The 22,932-nt window shown below is 38.3% G+C and carries 16 protein-coding genes and 2 pseudogenes; 7 read left to right on the top strand and 11 right to left on the bottom strand.

The window, feature by feature from the left end:
* Positions 1 to 185, top strand: a pseudogene (locus ATS71_RS18910) (4-hydroxy-tetrahydrodipicolinate synthase); the annotation flags it as partial.
* A gap of 52 nt (positions 186 to 237) precedes the next feature.
* On the opposite strand, the gene ATS71_RS07130 reads toward ATS71_RS18910, so the two are convergent.
* Together ATS71_RS07130 and ATS71_RS07125 are read right to left on the bottom strand one after the other, a co-directional pair.
* Positions 238 to 2,058 carry an Lnb N-terminal periplasmic domain-containing protein gene (locus ATS71_RS07130; RefSeq protein ID WP_058404195.1) on the bottom strand — a complete coding sequence of 607 codons (1,821 nt, stop codon included), beginning with the start codon at positions 2,056 to 2,058 and terminating at the stop codon, positions 238 to 240.
* Between the two features lie 61 nt (positions 2,059 to 2,119).
* Positions 2,120 to 2,581, bottom strand: coding sequence for a DUF3015 family protein (locus tag ATS71_RS07125; protein WP_058404194.1), 462 nt, complete (start codon positions 2,579 to 2,581; stop codon positions 2,120 to 2,122).
* 297 nt (positions 2,582 to 2,878) lie between these two features.
* Here ATS71_RS07125 and ATS71_RS07120 point away from each other — a divergent pair, with 297 nt between their 5' ends.
* A complete protein-coding gene (locus tag ATS71_RS07120; RefSeq protein ID WP_058404193.1) occupies positions 2,879 to 4,180 on the top strand; it encodes a DEAD/DEAH box helicase in 1,302 nt (433 codons plus the stop codon).
* Between the two features lie 46 nt (positions 4,181 to 4,226).
* On the opposite strand, the gene ATS71_RS07115 is transcribed toward ATS71_RS07120, so the two are convergent.
* Positions 4,227 to 5,708, bottom strand: a complete 1,482-nt coding sequence (locus ATS71_RS07115; protein ID WP_058404220.1) for an amidase family protein — start codon at positions 5,706 to 5,708, stop codon at positions 4,227 to 4,229.
* An 88-nt stretch (positions 5,709 to 5,796) separates the two neighbouring features.
* Positions 5,797 to 7,404: an NAD(P)/FAD-dependent oxidoreductase gene (locus ATS71_RS07110; RefSeq protein ID WP_058404192.1), complete on the bottom strand. Its 1,608-nt coding sequence runs from the start codon at positions 7,402 to 7,404 to the stop codon at positions 5,797 to 5,799.
* 192 nt (positions 7,405 to 7,596) lie between these two features.
* Here ATS71_RS07110 and fdxA point away from each other — a divergent pair, with 192 nt between their 5' ends.
* The 4 genes and pseudogenes from fdxA (at position 7,597) to ATS71_RS07090 (ending at position 14,478) form a co-directional block, all read left to right on the top strand.
* On the top strand, positions 7,597 to 7,920 hold the full coding sequence (fdxA, locus tag ATS71_RS07105) for a ferredoxin FdxA (protein ID WP_058404191.1): 324 nt from the start codon (positions 7,597 to 7,599) through the stop codon (positions 7,918 to 7,920).
* 144 nt (positions 7,921 to 8,064) lie between these two features.
* Positions 8,065 to 10,307, top strand: a pseudogene (locus ATS71_RS07100) (DUF5916 domain-containing protein).
* A 241-nt stretch (positions 10,308 to 10,548) separates the two neighbouring features.
* Positions 10,549 to 12,459, top strand: coding sequence for a putative bifunctional diguanylate cyclase/phosphodiesterase (locus ATS71_RS07095; protein WP_058404190.1), 1,911 nt, complete (start codon positions 10,549 to 10,551; stop codon positions 12,457 to 12,459).
* A gap of 96 nt (positions 12,460 to 12,555) precedes the next feature.
* Complete coding sequence (locus ATS71_RS07090) at positions 12,556 to 14,478, top strand: putative bifunctional diguanylate cyclase/phosphodiesterase (protein ID WP_058404189.1); 1,923 nt, start codon at positions 12,556 to 12,558, stop codon at positions 14,476 to 14,478.
* 74 nt (positions 14,479 to 14,552) lie between these two features.
* On the opposite strand, the gene ATS71_RS07085 is transcribed toward ATS71_RS07090, so the two are convergent.
* From ATS71_RS07085 to ATS71_RS07055, 7 genes are all read right to left on the bottom strand, one after another.
* Positions 14,553 to 15,254, bottom strand: coding sequence for a TorF family putative porin (locus ATS71_RS07085; protein WP_058404188.1), 702 nt, complete (start codon positions 15,252 to 15,254; stop codon positions 14,553 to 14,555).
* Positions 15,255 to 15,263: 9 nt separating this feature from the next.
* The gene (locus tag ATS71_RS07080) at positions 15,264 to 16,481 is read right to left on the bottom strand and encodes a BCCT family transporter (protein ID WP_058404187.1); all 1,218 of its coding nucleotides are present in this window, start codon (positions 16,479 to 16,481) and stop codon (positions 15,264 to 15,266) included.
* A 145-nt stretch (positions 16,482 to 16,626) separates the two neighbouring features.
* Entirely contained in the window at positions 16,627 to 18,294 is a 1,668-nt protein-coding gene (gene betA / locus ATS71_RS07075) for a choline dehydrogenase (protein WP_058404186.1), read from the bottom strand.
* Between the two features lie 10 nt (positions 18,295 to 18,304).
* On the bottom strand, positions 18,305 to 19,768 hold the full coding sequence (betB, locus tag ATS71_RS07070; RefSeq protein ID WP_058404219.1) for a betaine-aldehyde dehydrogenase: 1,464 nt from the start codon (positions 19,766 to 19,768) through the stop codon (positions 18,305 to 18,307).
* Between the two features lies 1 nt (position 19,769).
* Positions 19,770 to 20,345 (bottom strand): transcriptional regulator BetI, encoded by a 576-nt coding sequence (betI, locus tag ATS71_RS07065; RefSeq protein ID WP_201020862.1) that lies wholly within the window; start codon positions 20,343 to 20,345, stop codon positions 19,770 to 19,772.
* 530 nt (positions 20,346 to 20,875) lie between these two features.
* On the bottom strand, positions 20,876 to 21,184 hold the full coding sequence (locus ATS71_RS07060) for a hypothetical protein (protein WP_058404185.1): 309 nt from the start codon (positions 21,182 to 21,184) through the stop codon (positions 20,876 to 20,878).
* Positions 21,184 to 21,441 carry a DUF3081 family protein gene (locus ATS71_RS07055; protein WP_058404184.1) on the bottom strand — a complete coding sequence of 86 codons (258 nt, stop codon included), beginning with the start codon at positions 21,439 to 21,441 and terminating at the stop codon, positions 21,184 to 21,186. Before ATS71_RS07055 ends, ATS71_RS07060 begins: the two co-directional genes overlap by 1 nt.
* A 146-nt stretch (positions 21,442 to 21,587) precedes the next feature.
* Here ATS71_RS07055 and ATS71_RS07050 point away from each other — a divergent pair, with 146 nt between their 5' ends.
* Positions 21,588 to 22,868, top strand: coding sequence for a flavohemoglobin expression-modulating QEGLA motif protein (locus tag ATS71_RS07050; RefSeq protein ID WP_058404183.1), 1,281 nt, complete (start codon positions 21,588 to 21,590; stop codon positions 22,866 to 22,868).
* Positions 22,869 to 22,932: the final 64 nt, after the last annotated feature.

The following is a 22,932-nucleotide window of genomic DNA, read 5'->3' as shown; positions in this document are numbered from 1 at the left end:
TTGCAATTAACACCGCAATGATGATGACAGGCGCAGTAAATCCCGTATTTAGATTACCGTATTTGCCTTTAAATGAAGAGCAGCAACAAATAGGGTTGCCACTTATTAATCAGTTAAATGAAGCCGATGTAGTTGGTGGCAAGGCTAGTTTACTTAACAGCGATGAAGTATTAACTCTTTCTTAATTAAGGTATGAGGCTAAAAGTGAAGCGTAAATAATTTCACTCTTGGCCTTTTTTATTGCCAGTAATAATTTAATTTAAGTTTCCAGCTTGTTAGGTTTGAATGTTTGTAACTAACGCGAATGTCAAAATTTTGATTTATAGGAATTGATATTTCAGCTTGGGTTGATGACTTATCATCATTTCCTAATATAAATTGTTCGTGAGAAGTTCTTAATTTAATATCTGAGTATAGTGTTGTTATTAGACCTAGTTCTAACGATGCATCATAAATATTGTCTGTAGCAGCAAGATCTCCAATATACCCGTTAGCAAGCGTAAAGAGCAGGGTTTTATTATTATTGGTCAGATAAGATTTACCTATTCCACCCATTACAAACGTGTTTGTGCAGCTTTGGCAAAGTGTATTCTGCCTTTCAAAACCAGCATTGATTTTCCATGAAAGGTTATTTTCTTTTGGCCATTTAACATAGGCTGGTGAAAATGACTCTAAATCCAGTAAGTGCAGTTTATCTAGATACAAATTAGAGTTTAAGATAGAGACTTCAGTATCAACCATTTCTAAATTGGAAAACGCAATGCGTGCAACATCTGACGCTAAAGAGTCAAAATAACTGAGTCTAAATCCCAAACCAAAGTTGTGTTGCTTGTTTACCTGGGTTGACGAAACAGACATATTTGATGGTTTTTGTCCTTTATGAGGCGCTTGCTGGGTATATGATGAAACGTGCACTTCATTGCCAATTGGGAGCGTTAAACGCGTTTTAATTAGTGCTTTTTTTAAGCTTTTAATATGCTCAATATTGTGTTTTTTTATTTGCTGTAATTGGGCTAGCTCAAATAATGTTTCAATAATTCGCTTTTTACTTTTTATATTGAGTGAGATGAAATCATCTTGCTCAAGAAAGTCAGGTGTTTTGTATATTTGCTCTGCAATGGTTGATTCGTTGCTAGTCAGCTTTTTCATATACTCAATAAAAACAGTACTTCGAGATGGCGTAAAGCGTACCTCTTGAACCAGCTTTTTATTGTTATAAGTAGCCTGATTTAACTTTGAAAAAACAGTTGTCGGGATCATCCATGGCGAGCTGTTATTTGTTAACTGCTCTCCTATAACAAGTTCTATTAGTTGCGCAATATGAAACGCGCAGTTTTCATCAGCAAAATAGTAATCGAATTGCGCACCGAGTATTTCCCATAAATGATTAGCAATAAACTTTGTATCGTCATTTTTTAAGGCAAGCTTATATTCCCAAAGATCTCTAAGTTCTATTTCACCGTAATTATGTTGATGACGGTAAAATAATTGATCCGAAAACCCTGCTTTATAACCGCCAAACAAGCCTTTTGTTATATAAACTAGACCATTTTCGTTATCCGGTACATGAGCACCATAATTTATGCTGTAATCGAGTAATTTATTATTTTTGGCCGATGACCGATTTAGTTTTAACAACAAATGCCCATAAAGTGATGCCGGATTACTCATATAACCAGATGCAAATATTAGGCTTATAGAATGTATGGGTTGCGCATCTCGCCATTGTTCAAGTTCAATACAGGAGGACTTAGGCTGCGTAAATGTTAACCCTTGTTTTTGTAGCCAGGTGTATCGTGCAGGATATTTACATTGCGCTAGTGGGTCTTTGTTAAAGCTTTGCACTGTCGCTTTTAGCTCTTCAAAAGGGCTTGTTGCTCCGCGAGAAGATATAAAAAATGATGTGTTCGTAATATAGCTTTTATTAAACGCTGGTTTTTTGTAATGGCCTAAATTTAACCACGTGGGATGTTGGGCTAATTGTTTTAATGTTGCAGATGCTTGAAGATTAAACGAAGCAATGAAAAAGATAAAAATTATAAAAGAATAAATTTTCATAAATACCCAACAGGCTTGGGGTAGAAAAGGCTAAAAGGGCTAAAATTAGCCCTTTTATATATTATATTGCAGAACAGTTAGCTGAGAACTGGCTAGCAATATTGCTTTCAACAAGTGTGTAAAGAGCCTGAGCATCGTTTACAGATGTTTGTGCAAAATCATTACGTATCGTTGTGATCATTTGAGAATGAGCTGAGCTATCACACCCACGTACATTTAGCATTGCTGAGATGTACTCGCCTTCACCTTGTGCAATTTCTTGCTCTAGGATTGGGAATGTTTGTTGTATAAATTGTGCAGTTTTAACGTTTGCACCTTTACAGCTTTCTACAGATGAAACATTTGAAGAAACAGCAGTTGTTCCTAAATCCCAAATAACATTTGAGATAGCAGCGGCTGTGCCATTATCAGGAAAAACCATTGCACCAATACCACATTGCTGCCATGGGTTAACATCTGCTTGCGCTGGTGTTACTACGAAAGCGCTTGCTAATACTGCTGCAGCTAAACATCTTTTTATCATTATTAAATCCTTATTTATATGTCCCTTAAATGGGGCTTGAATTCTATACATAAGAAAGCTTAAGAACAATAACCCGTTTTAAAAAAATTAATAATAAGTATATTTTGTAAATTTTATGGGATAAATATTTTCGATAAGTGAGGCTCTGAACACTTTGTGAGAGAAACTATTGATTTATTGGTAAGCAATTTTAATAAAACAAAATATTTAAATAGTAATATTGCTTAAAACTAACTGTTGGCTCATTTTTGCTGTATAATTTGCGACCCTTGATAATGTGGCCGTAGGTTATACAGCATGAATTTTAAATCTTTTAGTTTCGCACCTGAAATCATCCAGGCATTAGACGAACTTAACTATCACACTCTTACGCCCATTCAGCGCGCAGCTATTCCAGCTGTTCGTAAAGGTAAAGACGTTTTAGCCAGTGCACAAACTGGTACCGGCAAAACTGCCGCGTTTGCTTTACCTGTTATTCAAAAATTAATTGAGTCAGACTTAAGTACAACCAACGCACCTAGTGCACTGGTATTAGCGCCTACACGCGAATTAGCAGAGCAAATTGCCAATAACTGCAAAGAGTATGCAAAGCATACCTCGCTAAAAGTAGTGAGTTTATTTGGTGGGGTGAATACTACAGGTCAAGAAAACGCATTAAAAGCAGGTGTTGATATTGTAGTCGCAACTCCGGGCCGTTTATTAGATCACATTCGCCTAGGTAACTTAAGCTTAGCGAATGTAAAGCATTTAGTATTAGATGAAGCTGACCGCATGCTTGATATGGGCTTTATCACAGACATGCAAACTGTGATAAAAAGCTGTGCAGATGATCGTCAAATTTTATTGTTTTCGGCTACATTCCCAGCTGCGATTAAACAGTTTGCCTCTAAAGTACTTAAGCAACCAGAAATTGTGCGTGTTGACCAAACTAACAGCACCGCATCTACCGTTCAGCACGTTGTATACCCAGTCGAAGAGCGCCGTAAGCAAGAACTTCTTTCAGAGCTGATTGGTAAAAAGAACTGGCAGCAAGTGCTTGTGTTTGTAAATATGAAAGACACCGCGGACGAGCTAGTTAAAGAACTAAACCTTGATGGTATTCCTGCAACAGTTTGCCATGGCGATAAGTCACAAGGTAACCGACGCCGAGCTTTACGTGAATTTAAAGAAGGTAAAGTGCGTGTGCTAGTGGCCACTGAAGTTGCTGCACGTGGTATTGATATTGATGGATTACCCCGTGTAATTAATATTGATTTACCTTGGCTTGCTGAAGATTACGTTCACCGCATTGGCCGAACAGGCCGAGCTGGTAACCAAGGTCAGGCAATATCGTTTGTAAGCCGTGAAGAAGAAAATACACTATTTGAAATAGAAACATTAATTGGTCAAAAAATTAAGCGTATTTACCTCGAAGGCTATGAAGTAAGTAACCGTGAAGTACTTATTGATAAGATAGGTAAAAAACCGGCTCATTTACGCCGTACTCGTTCTAATAAACTATCAGGACAGGCAACGGGTGAAGCTCGCGCAGTAAACCGTTCGCGTATATCTAACGTGCGTAAAAGCTTAAAAGGTGCAAAGCTGTCACTTAAGAAATAACAGCTAATATAAGAATTAATAAAAACCTGAGTTTACTCAGGTTTTTTTATGGTCGAAATAAAGCTTCGTCGATTATTTGAGCATGTTGATAGGCTGCCTGTGGCTGGTTTTTATTTGCAATAATAGACAATCCAACGGGTAAACTACTTACCTTACCAACGGGAAGGGTAATATGAGTTGTGCCGGCAATGGCAGATAAAGAGCTACTACTGCCTTTAAAGTTATCACCATTTACCAAGTCTGTTTTCCACGCAGGCGATGTGGTTGGAGCAATGACTACATCCACATTATTATTTTTGTATAAATTAGTAATGGCGGCGGTGGCTAATGTGCGGTAACGCTGTTTAGTTTTTTGGTATTTGTCTGTTTGCGTTAAGTCGATAGCGTTTGCTTGTATTAAAATGTCTTGCCCAAAATGGGGCATTTCAGCTGCCTTGTTTTGTTTATTAAAATCAATCAATGCACTTAAACTTTTTACCTTCACTTGGGCAGAAGTATTTACTAAGTAATGGTTTATTTCCTTTTTAAAGTCGTAAAGCAATACATAATATTCATCGACAAATAGCGAAGTTAAATCATCTGTTATATCAATATTAATTACTTTATGACCAGCCTGTTGGAGAGCTGAAAGTTGATTTTGGTATAAACGCTGTGTTTCTACTGTAAACTTATCACTTGGTAGCGCACCTATAACTAATGATGACTTTTTAGCATCTGGCAATGCTTGTAATTGAAAACTATGCGTTGAGGTATCAAGCGTATCGCGACCTTGTAGAACTGATAATACAAGGCGGGCATCTTTTAATGAGTGTGCCATTGGGCCAACACTGTCTTGGCTACTTGAAAGTGGCACCACACCAGAGCGCGATACTTGGCCCATGCTTGGTTTTATCGCATAAACACCGTTCACAGAAGCTGGGCAGGTAATAGAGCCATCGGTTTCTGTGCCAAGGGCTACAGGGGCAAAGTTAAGTGCGATGGCAACAGCTGATCCCGAGCTCGAACCACAAGGGTTACGAGTAATGTCATGCGCATTGTGTGTTTGCCCCCCAACGGCGCTCCATCCTGATGATGAGTAAGACGACCGAAAATTAGCCAACTCACTTAAATTAGTTTTACCTAAAATAATGGCACCAGCATTACGTAACTGTTTAACCACAAAGGCATCATTGTTAGTAATATTATTTTTAAGTGCTAACGAGCCTGCTGTGGTTGGTAATGAGCCTGTGGTTTCTATGTTATCTTTTAAAAGTACCGGTATTCCATGAAGAGGCCCAGCCCACAGCCCTTTAGCACTAAGCTCATCAATTTTTTTAGCTTGCGCAATAGCACTAGGCTCAATATTAATGACCGCATTGAATTGAGGGTTAAGTTTATTAATACGATTAATATAGTGTTGGGTAAGTTGCTGGGCACTAATTGTATTATTTTTAAACGCCGAGTGAATTTCATCTATTGTTTTTAGTTCGTATGCTGAAGTGTTTAAAGCAATAACACAGGTTAATAATCCTAGTAATGTTTTTATCATAAAAAGCACGCAAATAGTTGTTTGGTTACTTTTAACACAAAAAAGCCCCACAATGTGAGGCTTTACGATAATTAACTAAATATAGCGTTTAAGTGTTTTCAAGCATTGATAGCGCAACAGCCTCAGCTGCTTTTATGCCATCAATACCCGCTGATAATATGCCGCCAGCGTAGCCTGCGCCTTCACCTGCAGGGTAAAGCCCTTTAGTATTAATGCTTTGATAGCTTCTGTCGCGCTTTATACTAATGGGTGATGACGTGCGTGTTTCTACACCCGTTAGTAACCCGTCATTAGTAGAAAACCCGCGTATTTGTTTGTTAAAAGCAGGGATAGCCTCACGAAGCGCTTCAATTGCAAAAGCAGGCAATACATTACCTAGATCGGTTAACTTAATCCCGGGCGTATATGAAGGCTTTACATCGCCCAAATCAGCAGAAGATTTGCCTTTTAAAAAGTCGCCGATAAGCTGGGCTGGTGCATCGTAGTTTTCGCCGCCTAACTTGTAAGCTTGCTCTTCTAATTTGCGCTGCAAATCAATACCCGCAAGAGGGTGACCTGGGAAATCTTTTTCAGGTGAAATACCTACAACAATAGCACTATTTGCATTGCGCTCACTGCGTGAATACTGGCTCATTCCATTGGTTACAACACGGCCTTCTTCAGATGTTGCAGCAACTACAGTGCCACCAGGGCACATGCAAAAACTATATACAGTGCGACCGTTATTGCAATGGTGCACAAGTTTATAATCGGCAGAGCCTAAAATTGGGTTTCCGGCATTTGGCCCAAAACGACACTCGTCAATCATTGATTGTTTGTGCTCAATTCTAAATCCCACTGAAAATGGTTTGGCCTCAATATATATCCCTTTGTCATGAATCATCTTAAAGGTATCGCGTGCGCTGTGTCCAACAGCAAGAACAACGTGACGTGTTTCAATATGTTCACCGTTAGACAGGGTAAGGCCTGTTACTTGGCCGTCGTCTAAGTGGATATCGTCTACACGCGTGCTAAAACGAATTTCTCCGCCAAGTTCTATAATACGAGCGCGCATTTTTTCAATCATAGTGACGAGTTTAAAAGTACCAATATGAGGTTTGCTTACAAACAAAATTTCTTCAGGTGCGCCGGCTTCAACAAATTCAGTAATAACTTTTCGTCCATAATGTTTTGGATCTTTTACTTGGCTGTATAATTTTCCATCTGAGAATGTACCCGCGCCGCCTTCACCAAACTGTACATTTGATTCGGTGTTTAGTGCTTTTTTACGCCAAAACCCAAAGGTGTCTTTGGTACGCTCTCGTACTTCTTTGCCACGCTCAACAATAATTGGGTTAAAGCCCATTTGGGCAAGCACTAGGCCTGCAAACAAACCGCATGGACCAAATCCGATAACGACAGGACGCTCGGTGATATTTTCGTTTGCTTGCGCTACAAATTTATAAGATGTGTCGGGCGCTGTTTTTACATGTTGATCTTTTGCAAATGTGGCTAAAAGCTCAGCTTCGTTATCAACTTCTATATCAAGGGTGTAAATGAGTAATATGGCTGTTTTTTTACGAGCATCGTAACCGCGTTTAAATACGTTATAACTGTGTAATTGTGCAGGTTGTATTTTTAGTTTGTTGATAATGGCTTGGCCAATGGCATTTTCATCATGATCAAGTGGCAATTTTATTTCAGTTAAACGTATCATTATTATCTCTATCTGGTGTCTTAGCGGGTGTTTCTCCGCTCACAATAAGAAAGTGTAGGGCACGAATTGGCTTTACATTAAGGGCGCACATACTACGTTAAATTGGCAAAATATGGCAGTTATTTATTGTGTTTTTGAGGTGAAAGGGTATGATCGCCCACTGTTAAATTAGCTTTATGGTACAAAAATATTATGGCGTTTGTAGTTACCGAAAATTGCATAAAATGTAAGTACACCGATTGCGTATCAGTGTGTCCTGCGGATGCATTTTTTGAAGGCCCTAATTTTTTAGCAATTAGCCCAATTGACTGTATTGATTGTGGACTATGTGTTCCAGAGTGCCCAGCAGAAGCAATTTATCAAGAAGATGAACTTCCTGAATCTCAAAAAGAGTTTACCGAACTCAATGCAGAACTTGCTCTTATTTGGCCTCGTATTACACAGGTAAAAACAGCCCCTAAAGATGCTGACACATGGAACGGTGTTGAAAATAAGCTAAAGCTACTTGATACCTAAGAATAGAACAAATAATCCTTTATTATTAATTAGTTAATATTTTGCCAAATTATGTTTGCAAGGTATTAACAAATGTACCCGCTTAAATTACACTCCGGTTTAGAAATTACTCATATTGAGTAAAGTTGTTTTAAATGGATGTTTATGCAGTACTTTATAACTACAAAAAAACCACTCACGTTTTTACTTTTATCGTTCTTCCTACTAGTTAATAGCTACAGTGTATTTGCTAAAAAAGAGCAGATATCGCTGGCTCGAATAAATCAAAATATCAGTGTTGATGGCGTACTTGATGAAGCGCATTGGCAAAAAGCGACCTCTGTCCCTTTGCTTGTTCAAGATGAGCCTAATGAAAGAGGCACCCCTCCTGTAAAAACCGATGCGTACATGTATGAAGATGGCACAAATTTGTATGTTGGTTTCATTGCTTACGATTCTGACCCGGATCAAATACGCGCTTCACTTCGTGACCGAGATACCCTTTGGCAAGACGATACTGTAATACTTGTAATAGACACCTTTAATGATGAGCGCTCAGGCTATGAGTTTTTTGTTAATCCGTTAGGTGCACAAGGCGATTTACGCATGAGCGATACCGATGGTTGGCAATCAGATCCATCTTGGAATGCAATTTGGGATAGTGCCGGAAAAATCACCCATGAAGGTTATGTAGTTGAAATGCGTATTCCTTTTAAAGCACTGCGCTTTCCAGAAAATAAAAAAGATTTAACGTGGGGGTTTTTATTAATGAGAAACTACCCTAGGGATGTACTTTATCAAATATCCAATATGGGGTTTGACCGCGATGTTAAATGTAGCTTGTGTCAGTTTGATAAGTTAACGGGCTTGAGCGAATTAGCATCAAGTAAAAATGTTCAACTTACCCCAACGCTCACAGCACTTCGCCACGATGATAAAGCCCAACTCCCTGGCGACTGGGAGAACGGTAGCATAGACACTGAGGCCGGTTTAGATTTACGCTGGGGAATAACAAAAGACGCGGTGTTAAATGCGACTATTAACCCTGACTTTTCGCAGGTAGAGACCGATTCTCTTGAGCTTGACGTGAACACAACGTACTCAATCTATTATGCAGAGAAAAGACCTTTCTTTTTAGATGGTGCCTCTTACTTTAAAAGTAGCTTGTTTGAGCTTTTATACACTCGAACCATTGCAGAGCCAACTTTAGGGGCAAAGCTAACTGGTAAAACCGATGGCATAGCTATGCACTTATGCTAGCTGATGACGAAAACAGTAATATCCTTTTACCAACAAACCAAGGTTCTGGTTTTGCCTCACTGAATGAGAAAACACAGGCGGCAGTCGGTCGTTATCAATATGATTTAGGTGAGCAGGGAACGTTGGGCGTATCAAGTACACACCGACAAAGTAATAATTATCGTAATACGGTGTTATCAGTTGATGGCAGTTATTGGTTTAATCAGTCAGATACATTGCTTTATCAAGTTTCGTCAGCTGATACGCGAAACTCTGACTTTTTAGTTGATAACTACGGTCTCTCTAAAACACAATCAGATCAGGCATATGCAATTGAATTAACCCGTGACAAGCGAGACTATAAACTTTTCACATCTTATGAAAATATTGGCGAGGATTATCGCACCGATTTAGGATACCAAGCCAAGGTTGATTATGAAAAAGTGCTGATTGGTGGCGGTCAAACGTGGTATCGAGATGAGTTGGATTTAATTACGTCATGGTCTTATGAAGCTGATTGGGATAAAACCTGGGCGCAAAGTGGTGACTTGCTTGAGGAAGAATATGAAGGCTTTTTAAGTTTTAAGGGGCAAAAGCAGTCTTTATTTAATATTGGCTTTATTCATCGTAAAGAGAGTTATTACGATGAGTTTTACAATCAAAATATAGGTTACCTTTATACTTCACTTAAACCCACTAAAGACTTGAATCTATCGTTTTATCTAGAATATGCAAGCCGTATTGACTATACAAATCTTGAGCTTGGCGATGTAATTAATACACAAACTCAAGCAGTGTGGGATATAAACGATCATTGGCAAGTGGATATAAGACACAGTTACAGCAAGTTAGATAACCCACGGGATGACCGCGTTTATACAGCAAATTTGGTCGACTTTAGACTGCATTATAAATTTAACATGCGATCAATGTTAAAACTGATTTTACAAGTTGAAGATATAGACAGAAACAAAGAGGCTTATTTTTATCAAGTAAGCCAAACAAATAAAGACTATGGTAGCCAACTGGTTTATTCGTATAAGATTAACGCACAAACTTTATTTTATTTAGGTTACTCAGATAGAGGGTATCAGGACGATACACTCGAAAATATTGAGCGTGACCAACGCACCTTTTTCACAAAAGTGAGTTATGCATGGCAGCTCTAACAAGGTAATGTAAATATGGGCTCATAACCAGGCGTCAAATAGAGTCTGTTTATGGGCGCACATTTAAGTTTTGTATTTTAGCCTTACTTAAAACCTTAACCCCAGCTCTTTTTCAGTCATCGCTACACTTTTTCTCGCACAAAAAATCGACACATATCAGATAAATAATTGCTTACAAATGAAAATAGGAGATATAATGAACATTTAGTTATTAAGGATCAGTATTGTTAGGGAATTTTTCATGAAAAAATTAAAGCATGTTGGATTAATTTCCTTACTCATTTTGCTATTTTGCTTTTACCTAAATACTGAATTGACGAGTCAGATAAGCCGCACCAATCTGTTCCAGTCTAATTTTAGCGTTAAAAAATTTGATATAAGCAGCACCAATTTAGATATTGCCCCTTGGTACAACCCAGTTCTGAGCGGCCATTATACAATTGACAGTGCTTCTCAAACATTACTCCTTGTTAAAACAACGGAACAATCTTTTATTGCGGCTGATGCCAATGTACTCATTTTGATGGTGCTAACGTCGCCTAAAAACATCATTATTTTTTTCTCTTGTATACTTTTGCTTGCTGTGTACATAAAAAAACAAAGCAGGAAACAAAATCATAAACATAAGTTAAGTCAACTTAATCAGCAGGCTAATAAACTTTTAGAGTCGTTTAATTTAGAGATTGAACCTGCTCAAAACCCTGATGGTATTAGCAATTTAAGTAAATCTATTACCACCCTAAATATGCATGTAGCCAATTATGTAAAACAAACACAAACAAGCATATGCCAAGATAAATTAACCCAACTCATCGATAGACATGCCTACATTGAGCATATTGGTAGGCACATAAACCAAACAGGTCAAAAGGAATTAACTTGTGCATTATTATTCATTGATTTAGATGGATTTAAGCAAGTTAACGACTCATTTGGGCATAGCTTTGGTGATGAGATACTTGTACAAGTGGCAACACGTTTGGCTAATGTTTTGCGTCACCATAAATTAAGTAATATAAACTCAGCTAATCAGTTAGAACAAAATTTATCGCGTTTAGGGGGGGATGAGTTTTCTATTTTTATTGAGTCGTTGGACGAAAGCGATAAGGTTGTCGACATAGCAAAACAAGTACTTAGTGAGCTTGAAAAAGACTTTGTACTTGGCAATAAAATTGTAAAAATTAGTGCAAGCATTGGTATTGCTACTTATCCAGAAAGCGCATCTACACCACAAGCATTGTTGCAGTTAGCAGATGTAGCAATGTATCGAGCTAAAAGTGACGGCAAGGGTATTTTTAAAGTGTATTCCCCTGAAATGGGTAACAAAATGCGCCGGTATCATTATTTACTCGAAGAGCTTCGCTTAGCCATTGCATGTAAAGACTTTTATCTATCGTTTCAGCCCATCGTGCACGTAGAAGATTGCATGATTGACTATTTTGAAGCACTCACACGCTGGAACCACCCAGTTGAAGGCATGATTTCACCTGCTGAATTTATCCCTATTGCTGAAGAGTCAAATTTAATATTAGAGTTGGGTGATTGGATTATGCTTGAGTCATGCAGGCAAATGGCTGCCTGGCACAATGCAGGTATGCGTAAAGTAAAAATATCGGTAAATATTTCAGGTATTCAGTTAAAACACCGTGATATATATGATTGGATCACAAAAACACTCAAAAGTACGGGGTTACCTGCAACGTCTTTAATGCTTGAGGTGACAGAGTCTACCTTTATTCAGGCAAGTACTCGAATTATTGATGAGCTTAGTAAGCTAAGAGAAGACGGTGTGACTATTGCTATAGACGATTTTGGTACCGGATTTAGCTCTTTAAGCACCCTAGCAGATTTACCTATTGATGTTATTAAAATTGATCGCTCGTTTATAACTCAAGCCAATAAAAGTAAAAAATATAATGACATACTCAATACCATTAGTGAGCTAGGCCAGAGGTTGGGGCTAAAAATAGTAGCAGAAGGTGTGGAAGAAATTGCCCAATTTGAGCTTGTAAAAAAGTTAGGTGTGAGCTCAGTTCAAGGCTATTTAGTGAGTCGTCCAGAGTCTTCTATTAATGTTGGAAATAAAGTGTTACGTAATAATAACGCTAATTTATCTGCATCGGGTTCTAGTGCCTGGGAAATTACTAAATAAAAATGTGTTACTTGGGCGTTTACTGGACAATTTTTTAATTAAGACATAGTTTTAGTTACATAAATAATAAAAACGAGATGTTAAGGCTTAGATAATATGCATCGAAGCTCCCTAATCGAAGAAAACCTTAATGATACCGTAAGATTACTTTACGAGAACGCTTATTCAGGTTTACTCGTTTCTTTATTTGCGAGCGCCTGTATTGCTTTTAGTTTTAATAAAGGCGAGTTATTAAGTTATAACGATAAGCTAGCTTGGTGGCTTATTATGCTGTTTGTTTTGGGGATTCGTTTTTTAGATATCCGCACATTTTTAAAAATAAACAAACGTGCTACTCAATTTGACCTCTTAAAATTTTCATCAGGGGTTATCATAACCGCTATTGTATGGTCCAGTTATGCTTTGTATTTTCACACTTCTTTCGAGCCTTTAGAAGCCACAAGTATCATAATTATATTATCTGCTTTAGGTGGTGGTTCTGCTAATGTGTTGTCTGCACATAAGCTGACCTGTTTTGCTTATGCATTTATCCTATTATTTCCTTACGCATTAGTGTTAATAATGTCTTCACATTATTACGAAAATGTACTTGGCTTTTTAGGTATAGGCTATGGCTCAATTAATTTATTAACTCTCAATAAAGCATCTGCATTTACACAGCAAGCAATACACTTAAAAAATCAAAACAGCGATTTACTTGAAAAAATGGAGTTAAGAGTTGACGCGCGTACTGAAGAAATAATGCATCTGTCAAATTCTGACTCTCTGACCCAATTATTAAATCGAAATGCATTTTTAAATGATGCAAAAAATCGAATTAAACATTATCCAGATCCACCTTTTGCGCTGCTTTTTATAGACCTAGATGGGTTTAAGAATATAAATGATGTGATGGGTCACAAGGTCGGTGATAACGTTTTAAAAAGAACAGCGAAACGTATTTCTGATGTGTGTGCTCATAATCAGCAAAAGTGCCGCTGGGGCGGCGATGAGTTTTTAATTTTAAGTGATTTTGTATGCAAAGAAAATACTTACAATTTTGCTAAAGAAATTATTGATGCAATTACACAGGATCATCCAGAAACAGAGCACGGCGCACGGGTAGGGGCGACCATAGGCATTGCACTTTACCCAGAGCATGGTAAAGACCTGGATAGCTTAATTTTAAATGCCGATATGGCAATGTATCACCAAAAAAGAATGAATCGTGGGCAAATTAGTTTTTTTAGCGAGTCCCTTCGTTCTGAATTAGAAAGAAAGCGCCTACTTAGCGAAGAGCTTTTAACCGCGCTTGCCAATAATTGTTTTTCGTTGGTATACCAGCCCATTATTGACTCTAAAACACATGATATATACGCGATTGAGGCGCTCATTCGTTGGCAATTAAAAGGAGAAAACATACCTCCTGACGAATTTATACCAATTGCAGAGCAGTATGGGTTAATTTCAAAAATAGGCTTTTGGGTACTTGAAACGGCGTGCCGACAAGCACTTACTTTTCAACAACTCTCCCCAGATTTATCAGTCAGCATTAATGTATCTGTGATGCAGCTTAAAGAAATAGAGTTTGCCAAGAAGGTTAAGAATATTTTGGCGAATTTGAATTTTCCTGCCTATAAGCTTCATTTAGAAGTAACTGAATCTGTATTTGCAAACGATAAGCATACATTTTTGTATGTGGTTAAATCATTACAAGAACTGGGTGTAAGAATTTCAATAGATGACTTTGGTACAGGGTATTCTTCTTTATCGAGCATGCTTGATGTAGGTGTCGATATTGTAAAAGTGGATAAAAGTTTTGTTCAAGATGAGGATGAAAGAGGCTTAAGCATTGTTAACGCAGTAGTGCAAATGGCAAGTTCGCTTAATTTTAATGTTATTGCTGAAGGGGTTGAAACACCTTTGCAGTGTAAGAATCTTACTCAACTAGGCGTATCGCATTTACAAGGGTATTACTTTTCAAGGCCGCTGACCTCAAGCGCATTAATTGAGTATATAAATAATAAAAAAGCCTCATAAGGAGGCTTTTTGAGTATGACGAACCTGAGTTGTGGTTCGCCACGCTAATGTTCAAAGTTAAAATTAATTAATCTTTATAAATCAAATGTTCTTGAAATTGCTAGTACGATGCGCTCATCGGCGTAGTCGTAATCAAGGCTAGTATTCTCAGCGGCTACTTCAATACCAAAGCCTTCGTAACTGGTTTGATAAGCAAGACGGTAGTGACTGTACGATTTCTTTTGGTTTACATCCCACGCCCATTTTTCACCGTCAAGTGAATTAGAAATATCAAAACTTGCACGTATTGCATGATTTGGTACAAGTTCATAAGTATGAGCAATCATTGAAACTACATGGCCCGCACTTGTTCCAAAATAATCCCAGCTGTACCAAAAATTAAGCTCTGTTTGGCCGTAATCACTGGCGTAACCAAATTTTGTGTAAACCTCAGGGTAATTTCCATCACTGTTATTACCTTGGTATGTGTAGTATGCAATACCGTAGTCAACACTAAACTTATCGTTTAATTGTACATAGCGACCAACGTATCCATCTAGTTCAAAATCGGTATCATCACCAAAGTCTACGTTTGACGCCCATACACCGGCATACACGCCATTATCAAAAGCATAATCCAAACTTGCTTGTAATGCAGGATCGTTATCTGTTTGGCTTACACCGTTAAACGTGTAATCTGATGCTGCTGTAATAGTTGTTGACCAGTCGGCAGCTGCCGTTGTTGATAAAAGAGCGAATGGCACTGCTACTGCAAGTTGTTTTAGTTTATTGTTCATTATAAATTCCTAGCTTTGTGTTTCAATTTTAGTGTAGTCAATTTTGTTTGCTTTTGGTGAGCTATCAATATTCTTAACTGTTTTAAACTTACTGTAGCCAATAAAGCCAGCACACAGGAAGAACAAGGCAATCACTAATGCACCTACCCACTGTATTTGTAAAAATTCTAGCTTAAACAATAATGTTAATAATGAAAGCGCAAGTATGTTTCCAATCATATACTTCGCTTTACCAAAGCGTTTTACAGTAATGTTTAAGTTGTCTGTGTATAAACGCACTAACGAGTCGAGTGAGTTAATTACAAACACAATACCTACAAATACCATGGCAAAGTTTTTAATGCCTTGCGTTGGAATACCCGCTTCGTGGTAGTGGTAAAGTACGCTAAACCAGATTGCAATTGGTATTGAAGGGAAAATTAACATAGCGCCTAGAACTTGGTAAGTTTTTAAACCGCCTACAAAACGAGAGGTAAACTGACCAATCATAATGCTCCAAGCAAACCACCAAAATAAGTAAAACTCATGGTAATCGTTAAGCGGTAAAACAAATTCATTTATGTTGGCAAAGTATGTGCCGATAGAGGCTAAGTTATCAGTGAATGCTGACATTTCACTGTCACTTAATACAAACGCACCTGCCCACATAAAGCCAATTAGTGCTATAAATAACCAAGTAGTAGCAATACTTAAAAATCGTACGTACTTAATGTCTGTACTTGAATATACGGCAAAACAAATTGCTGCAAATACAATTAAGTAAAACTCAGAAACAATACTTGAACCATCGCCAATTTCTGGCAAATACCATGGAAGGTTAGAAAGTAAGAGGTAAGCGGTAAAAGCACATGTACCAATAATAACTACGTTATTAATGAACTTTACCCAAGGTATTTCGAAAAATTTAACTTTAGGTTCTATTACACAGAAATAAAAGCACGTAAGAAAGTAAAATCCCCAGATTAAAAATCCCCAATAACCAAACTCAATGGCCAGTGGATTTGCAAACGCGTATTCTGGGCTTGCTTTTATGTCTGCATAACCTGCAAACTCAGTTAAAGGAAACATTATAAGGCCAACATCAAGGCCTGAGGTAAAGAGTATTGCGATAAAGGTAAGTGTTTTAACTGGTGTAACACCAACAACACGTACATTACCCCATTTTAATAAAATGATCGTAATTGCAAGTAGGGTAAAAATAATACCAGCATTAAGCCAAATGGTCATTGGTACCCTCCAATAGTGAGTTATTCATAAGCACTCCGTTTTTTATTGTTCAATCTTGCATTATTACAACATAACCAATTTATGTTGTTCGCCACTGCAAGGCTCATAGAGTTAGTCTGACGAGACTAACTCTATAAGTAGCTGATTAAATTTTTGCTGCACGCTGTGTTTCTTGCCAGTTTTGAGTCATAGCAACATCAGCATTTGCTTTTTGTAAAGCAACGTTTCCTAAAATGATGTCTGCCGCTTTTTCTGCAACCATGATTGTAGGGGCATTCAGGTTACCGTTAGGTACTGTCGGAAATATTGACGAATCAACAACATGTAAACCTTCAATACCGTGCACCTGCGTATTTGAATTAACTACGGCCATGTCGTCTTCCCCCATTTTGCATGAACAAGAAGGGTGGTAAGCGCTTTCTACGGCTTGGCGTACAAAAGCATCTATTTCTTCATCTGTTTGAATATGTTTACCTGGTTGAATTTCTTCATCCCGGTAATCGTCAAAGGCACTTTGCTCAATAATGTCGCGAGTTAAACGCACACAGGCTCTAAAGCCTTCAATATCGTCTTTATGCTGTAAGTAATTAAACAAAATTTGTGGTGGCTGCTCAGGGTTAGCTGATTGAATAGTTACGCTGCCGCGGCTTTTTGGTTTGTTATGACCTACGTGAACTTGAAAACCATGACCTGCAAATGCACTACGGCCATCGTATCGCATAGCGGCTGGTAAAAAGTGATACTGAATATCAGGCCATTCAACACCGGGCTTTGAGCGAATAAATGCACACGACTCAAAGTGGTTAGTTGCGCCTAAGCCTTTTCGTGTAAAGAACCATTTAGCACCAATTAAGCCCTTAGAAATAAGGCCCAACTTGCCATTTAGTGTAATTGGCTGCTTACATTTGTATTGAAAGTAAAATTCAAGATGGTCTTGTAAGTTTTGACCCACACCCGGTAAGTGGTGTTTAACTGCAACGCCCGCTTTTTCAAGGGTGTCTTTATCGCCAATACCAGAGAGCTGTAATATATGCGGAGAGCCAATAGGGCCAGCACTTAAAACAACCTCTTTTGCCGCGTGAGCTGTTTGAATGTTACCTTTAACTTTGTACTCAATACCTGTGGCTTTTTTACCATCAAGAATCACTTTTTGAGCAAGTGCGCCGGTAATGACAGTTAAATTATTACGTGACTTTACAGGGTCTAAATATTCACGAGAAGCCGAGCTGCGCACACCGTTTTTAACGGTCATGTGCATTGGGCCAAAGCCTTCTTGCTGCGATGCGTTATAATCGTCTGTGCTAGCATAACCTGCTTCTACACCGGCTTTTATAAATGTGGTGTACAGCGGGTTTTGCATTTCGTTACCGTTATTAACGCCAAGTGGACCTTTACCACCTCGGTATGTGTTTTCACCAAGGTAAAAGCTTTCCGCTTTTTGAAAATACGGTAGACACGATTGGTAGTCCCAACCATTAGCACCGTGCTGTTGCCACTCATCAAAATCTTTTGCGTGGCCGCGTACGTAAACCATGCCATTAATCGATGATGAGCCACCGAGTACCTTACCGCGAGGGCAATGCATTTCACGGTTGTCTAAGTATGGCTCTGGCTGAGTGTGAAACTGCCAAGCATACTTGTCAGTATTCATAGGAATAGACAACGCCGTTGGCATTTTTATAAAAATACTTTTATCACTGCCGCCAGTTTCAAGCAGTAGCACTTTGTTGCTTGAATCTTCAGATAAGCGATTTGCTAAAACACAACCCGCAGAGCCTGCACCAACAATAATATAGTCGTAATGATTACTCATAGTTACCACCTTAAAACGGGCTTTCTATGTCGGCCATGCCCACATAAATAGACTTGGTTTGCGTGTAATGATCAAGTGTTTCTATTCCGTTTTCACGGCCTATACCTGATTGCTTATAACCACCCACAGGCATTTCAGCAGGTGAGTTACCATAGGCATTAATCCAACAAATACCCGCTTCTAATTGATGAATAACACGGTGTGCGCGTTTAATGTCGCTCGTAAATACGCCTGCAGCTAAGCCTAGATGAGTGCCATTGGCACGTGCAATAACATCGTCTTCGTCTTCAAAAACAAGTACGCTCATTACTGGGCCAAATATTTCTTCTTTAACGATAGTCATATCATCGTTGCAATCAATAAACACGGTAGGTGCAACAAAGTAGCCATTAGGGGCAGATTCTGGTGAAAGCGTTGTACCACCAGTTAAAAGCGTTGCGCCGTCTTCAATCCCTTTATTAACATAACTCATTACTAAGTCTTGGTGCTTTTTAGAGATAAGCGCACCAAAGTTAGTGTTTAAATCTTGCGGATCGCCAGCAATAATATTTTGCTCTGTACGCGTTTTAAGCTCATTAATAAATTGCTGATATATATTTTTATGAACATAAATACGTGTACAGTTAGTGCAAATTTCGCCTTGCGTATAAAAGTTACCTAGCATGGCTGCGCTTACTGCTTGCTCTATATTTGCATCATCAAATACAACAAGCGGCGATTTACCACCTAACTCCATTGTTACGTCTTTTAAGGTACCCGCAGCACTTGCTACTACTTTTTTACCTGTACCTACTTCACCAGTAAACGACACTTTGTCAATCTCACTGTGCGAGGTTAACCATTGGCCTACGTCACCTGCACCTTGTACAACGTTAAATACGCCAGCAGGTATACCTGCTTCAACAAATACTTCGGCCAGTTTAATAGCGCCTAGTGGTGTTTCTTCAGATGGTTTAAAAATAAATGCGTTGCCAGCAGCAAGGGCAGGGCCAGATTTCCAACATGCTATTTGTAGTGGGTAGTTCCATGCACCAATACCGGCACAAATTCCTAGTGGCTCTTTACGAGTGTAGTAAAAGTCTTCGCCCACCATTTGCTGTTGACCCACTTGTGCCGGTGCTAGGCCTGCAAAGTACTCGATTACATCAGCGCCGGTTTCTATATCAACACAGTTTGCTTCTTGCATTGGTTTACCGGTATCAAGCACTTCTATTAAGGCTAGTTCATCGTTGCGCTCGCGAAGTATTGCAACGGCTTTTAATAAAATACGGCTGCGTTCAATCGGGGCCATTTTAGACCACTGTGCAAAACCTTGTTTTGCGCTTTCAATCGCTGCGTTTTGAACAAATTCATCGGCAACTTCAACACTGTAAATAACTTCACCTGTTGCAGGGTTAGTTACATCAAAAGTTTCACCGCTTTGGTTAGCAAGAAAATGGCCATTAATAAAGTTTTGATAGACTGGTGTGCTCACGCTAGGCTCCATATTGCTTGATGAGTGAATTTACATAGCTCTTTGCTAAAGTTTCACTGTGTTTAAACTGGTTTTTGTCTGATTTACTAAGAACTGCTCTTAACCATAGGCCATCGATCATAGCGGCGCTAAGTTCAGCAGCTTGTTTTGCTTGCTTAATAGGCATTAATTGCTTAAACGAAAATGCTAAATTACTTTGCAAGCGTTTACTGTTTACATTTTGCAGTCTGTGAAGTTCATCATCGTGCATTGATTGCGCCCAAAAGCTCAACCAAGTTTTGGTAGTATCACTGCGCTGTTGTACAAGCGCAAAGTTAGCTTCAACAATAAACATTAGGCGCTGTGTAGCGCTGGTGTTATGGCTAACTTTTTCAATAAGGTCTTTTTTAAGATTAGAAAGCAAATAACGAACAGTTGCTTCTATCAACCCCTGCTTACCACCAAAGTAATGACTAATAATGCCTGACGATAAACCTGCATTTTTACTGATGCTGTTAATGGTGGTTGCTTGTAACCCACGCATCGCCACTGACTCAATTGTTGCGTCAATTAACTGTTGACGCCTGACAGGTTCCATTCCAACTTTAGGCATAATTTTTATTAATTGAACGTTCAATAAAGATAAGCTTAAGGTAATAGCTCTAACAATTCAAGGGTGAAGTAAATAGTCAGATACTAAAATGTAGATGAATTATTAATAAAACTAACATAAGGAGTAGGGATGCTAGAGGATGTGGTAGTTGATTAATTTTAATTTAAAACAGTAACTTAAGTTCTTGGATTTAAATATTTGAAAGTGTAATTATTTCTTTACTTATTGTTCTTAAATAAAAGATGAATAAAATTAATTGAGTGGTAATAATTAGAGTACTAATAGTATTTTTTTACAGCAAGTGGGCGCAAACTCAACAATTACTTAGTGCACTAATAACTTAGGCAAGCAACTGCTCAAGATAAGTGTTGCTTATGTTTCTAAATAAGACACGACAAGATAGTTAGCTCTGGCTAAGTATTACTAACCACGCTAATTTCAAACCTAATAAACAAAACCGCTTGGTATTAGTTACATGAATTGCAAATAAATTTCTTTTTGTATAAACAAGGTTGCTATTGTTGTTCGCCAACAACACCTTTGAATAAAAGAGGATAACGTCTCAGGCGATTTCCTATATAGTCGTCAGCTAAGATTTGGTCACAGATAAAATTAACATCATCGCTTGCCTCAAAAACCCAATCAAAGCGCTCTATAGCAAGTAAAAACCCGCGTTTTAAATGGCGTTGGCATCTGTACTGTTCAAGATTTTTTTGAATGATAGTGAGTTTTGATGGATCTGACTTAAGCGCAGCTATAACTTGGTTTATAAAGGCTGTGTTGAGCTTGCTGTCGCTGCGCTTTCTTACTTTTCGTGGATACATTAGTCTTCGTTAGAAATGTTGTTTAATTTTTTTAAAAAATCATCTTTATGTTTATCGTGTTCGTAATCAAGATGATAGGTATTATGAAAGCCAAAGCGTAAAAGTACGCCACTACCTTGGAGATAAATTGTGTAACCATCAATATCTGAAAACGCTGTAACGCCCTGATAATGCTTACCTACGTCGTTTATCTCTCCGCGCTTTTGAATTCGCTCATATACGGCAAGTATTTGTTTGTTGTCGAGTTCATTTTTCATATTTTGCACCTTTAATTTAAGATTCAATACGTATTTGTTATGAGGGTCGATCAGCATAAAAACAACAGATAAAATTGATTGATAATGCTTTGCGATTTACTGTTTATAAATTATGCTCATGGTTCATTTTTTATTGAGCTTTCACCATGATAGACAAGGCGTTACTGCTTAAAACTCGTGAGTTATCAGATCAACTAATTGCACTTCAAACACCTATTCGAATTCTTGATGCAATAAATTGGGATAAACAGATCAAGGAGGAATTTTTTAGGCAAAAGTGTCAAAAAAACCCCCTTATAGATCGTGCATACTACCAACAGCGCGATTTAGGCTTTGTGCCTAGTGAGTTACGCCAGGCCTTTTCAACATTACACCGAAACATTATTAACCAGTTAGGTCAGTTAAACCCTATTTCTCAATATATGGGTAAAATGTGTGGCGAATATAAAACGGTATTAAGTATGTTGGAGTACCGGGGTACACCAGAATTTCACGATTTATCAGTCGAGCTTTTTGGTCATCCTAAAGATTTATTTCATGCGGGTGAGCCTTCACTCTCTGAGCTTGCGAATATGTTAGAGCAACCACTGCAAAATTTATTAATGGCCGACATTTTACCCGATGATCCTAAAAATATAGTTGCTAGCGACGCGGTGCGAATTTTATCTGAGCAAGTTAATGCTAGTATGCCAGGCATAAATGTAGAGGTTATGTTGAGCGATGGGATTGTAAGCGACGCAGCAGCAGGTGCTAATAATATAAAGCTAAACCAAGATGTGAAATTCTCACAACGTGAATTAGATATATTAGAAGTACATGAAGGGTGGATTCATGTGGGCACGACTCAAAATGGTTTAGCCCAACCTTATTTAACGTGTTTAAGTAAGGGCACACCAAGCTCAACAGTGACACAAGAGGGGTTAGCAGTATTAACTGAAATTATTACCCTAAAATCTACCCCTAGGCGCTTATCGAAATTGGTTAATCGAATTCAAGCGGTCACCAAAGTGATTGATGGTGCTGAATTTGTTGATATATACCGAGATTACGTAGCTCAAGGAGTATCTAAAGAGGATAGTTATACGTTGGCTCAGCGTGTATTTAGAGGCAGCACATCAACAGGGTTACCGTTTACGAAAGACATTGCCTACATAAAAGGCTTTGTTTTAGTGTATAACTTAATACGCGTGGCAATTCAGTTAGGACGCATCGATCAGTTACCGCTGTTATTAGTCGGTAAGTTGTCTATTGATGATTTTAGGTTAATTTCTCAGCTTCATGATTTAGGTGTGATCGAAAGCCCTAAGTTTGTTCCCCCGCATTTTAAAGATTTACGCGGGCTAGCAACATGGCTGAGTTTTGGCCGCTTTATTGGTGACTTATCGTTTGAGCAACTAGAAAACGATTATAAACCCTTGTTTTTATGATGTAGGTATTTTATCTGCATGCTTAAGTTAGTGTGCATAAAAAAAGCCCGTAAGGGCTTTTTTT

The organism is Pseudoalteromonas sp. H71, from assembly GCF_001468485.1.
In the GTDB taxonomy this organism is placed as follows: Bacteria; Pseudomonadota; Gammaproteobacteria; order Enterobacterales; family Alteromonadaceae; genus Pseudoalteromonas.
This window is presented reverse-complemented; position numbering and strand designations above follow the sequence as displayed.